Origin of the sequence: Stenotrophomonas sp. TEPEL (genome assembly GCF_004348785.1) — a bacterium.
Classification (GTDB): domain Bacteria; phylum Pseudomonadota; class Gammaproteobacteria; order Xanthomonadales; family Xanthomonadaceae; genus Stenotrophomonas; species Stenotrophomonas indicatrix.
The window spans coordinates 3,038,864-3,040,828 of the sequence record NZ_QQXJ01000001.1 but is presented as its reverse complement, the minus strand read 5'-3'; the positions used below and the strand labels follow the sequence as shown (position 1 = coordinate 3,040,828).

Below are 1,965 nucleotides of genomic sequence, written 5' to 3'. Positions count from 1 at the left end.
GGTTCAGTTCATCGCGGGGATACACATGGCGGAACTCGAACGGACCGCCGCGCGAGAGCCAGCGCTGCACCTTGATCGGCAGCCGCTCCAGCACTTCGGCCGGCAGCGGACGGTTCGGTTCGATGTCTTCCGGCTGCGGCACTTCGGGCATCTTGTGCTGGTGCTCGGCACCGGATTCGGCCTGCTGGAACGAGGCCGCGCAGAAGAAGATCACCTTGCCATGCTGGATGGCGGTCACCCGGCGCACCGAGAAGCTGCCACCGTCGCGGGTACGGTCGACGTCGTAGACGATCGGATGGTCGATGTTGCCGGCGCGGAGGAAATAGGCGTGCAGCGAGTGCACATGGCGACCATTGTCGACCGTGGCCTGCGCGGCCGCCAGGGCCTGGCCCAGCACCTGCCCGCCGAACACGTACTTGGTACCGATGTCGCGGCTCTGGCCGCGGAACAGGTTGTCCTCCAGCCGCTCCAGGGTGAGCAGATCGATCAGCTCGGAGACGACGGGTTCGGGCAGGTCGTTCAAGGGGGCGGCCACAGCGATGAAAGAGGGGTCGATTATACCGGTGCAGGCCGGATGCCCCATCTTCGGCAGTGCCGGCCGCTGGCCGGCATCCGCAGGTGCCCGGGAAGGATCGCCAGGCTGCCGGCCAGCGGCCGGCACCACCGTTTACTTGCCGAGGCGCGCCACCAGCGCCTGCAGGGCGTTCTGCGCATCCGGGGCGAACCAGGCCTCGACGAAGCGCTCGAGCTGGATCAGGTCCGGATGCAGGGCGTCGTGCAGCTCGGCGCGGGCGATGGCACGGGTCAGCAGCATCGGCTGCCGCGGCTGCTTCAGCAGGTCCTGCAGCCAGGCCACCGCACGGGCCGCCACCAGTTCGCCATCCACCAGTTCGTCGACCAGGCCGATCTGCAGCGCCTGTTCGGCCGGTACCAGCGCGCCGGTGGCCAGCAGCACGCTGGAGCGGTGCGCGCCCACCGCACGGCGCAACAGGCGCTGGATGCCTTCCGGTGCGATCAGGCCGACCTGCACTTCGTTCAGGCCGATGGCATACGGGCGCGCCGGATCGGCACTGCGTGCCATCACCCGGTAGTCGCAGCACAAGGCCAGCACGCAGCCGCCCGCCGGTGCATGGCCGGTGATCGCCGCAACCACCGGAATGCGGCTCTCGGCCAGCGTGCGTACCGCGCCGAAGAACGCGTTCCAGGTGTCCAGCAGCTTGTGCTTGTCATCGCCATGCGAGAGCAGGTGCGGCACGTCCATGCCGCCGGTGAAGATGCGCTCGCTGCCCGACAGCACGATGCCGTGCGCGTCCTCGGCCATCGCCAGTTCGATGGCATGGATCAACTGCCGGCACAGCTCGGTGTCCAGTGCATTGACCGGCGGCCGCGCCAGCCGCAGCTCGCGGATGGGGCCATGGTTGATCACCTCGATGAGCGTCGTCATGCTGCGGGTCTCGTTGCGAAGAAGGAACCTGGGCGATGATAACCAAACCATTCGTTGGCGTACTGTTGATGATGTGTGCGGGCGCAGCATCGGCGGCGGCTGTGCCGGAGTGCGTCACCGTCTCGCAGGGCTGGGTACGTCTGCCGCCAAGCCCGACGGCGACGCCCATGACTGCCGGCTATGGCGTGATCCGCAACGGCTGCTCCACCGCAGTGACCATCATCGGTGCGCGCAGTGCGAGCTTCGGTGATGTGTCGTTGCACGAGACCCGGATCGTCGACGGGGTCAGCCGCATGCGTGCCGTCGAGCGCCTGCCATTGGCGCCGGGCGAACGCGCCGTGCTCAAGCCCGGCGGCCTGCACCTGATGTTGATGGACGGCAGGCGCGTATTGGAGGAGGGGCAGCCCGTGTGGCTGCAGGTGCAACTGGAGGGGGGCAGCGAAGTCAGCACGGCCCTGGTAGTGCGCAAGGCCGCGCCGTAACGCGGCGCTCGTTCCGCCGGGCATGGCCCGGCGCTACCC

General features: G+C 68.4%; 3 protein-coding genes. 1 reads left to right on the top strand and 2 read right to left on the bottom strand.

Features of this window, described 5'->3' with window-relative positions:
• A partial coding sequence (locus TEP_RS13815) for an acyl-CoA thioesterase domain-containing protein (RefSeq protein WP_206140217.1) occupies nucleotides 1-523 on the bottom strand: 523 nt, incomplete at its 3' end.
• Nucleotides 524-667: 144 nt separating this feature from the next.
• Entirely contained in the window at nucleotides 668-1,444 is a 777-nt protein-coding gene (locus TEP_RS13810) for an enoyl-CoA hydratase/isomerase family protein (protein WP_088100527.1), read from the bottom strand.
• Nucleotides 1,445-1,479: 35 nt separating this feature from the next.
• On the opposite strand from TEP_RS13810, the gene TEP_RS13805 reads away from it, so the two are divergent.
• A complete protein-coding gene (locus TEP_RS13805; RefSeq protein WP_132825648.1) occupies nucleotides 1,480-1,926 on the top strand; it encodes a copper chaperone PCu(A)C in 447 nt (148 codons plus the stop codon).
• The last annotated feature ends 39 nt before the right edge of the window (nucleotides 1,927-1,965 follow it).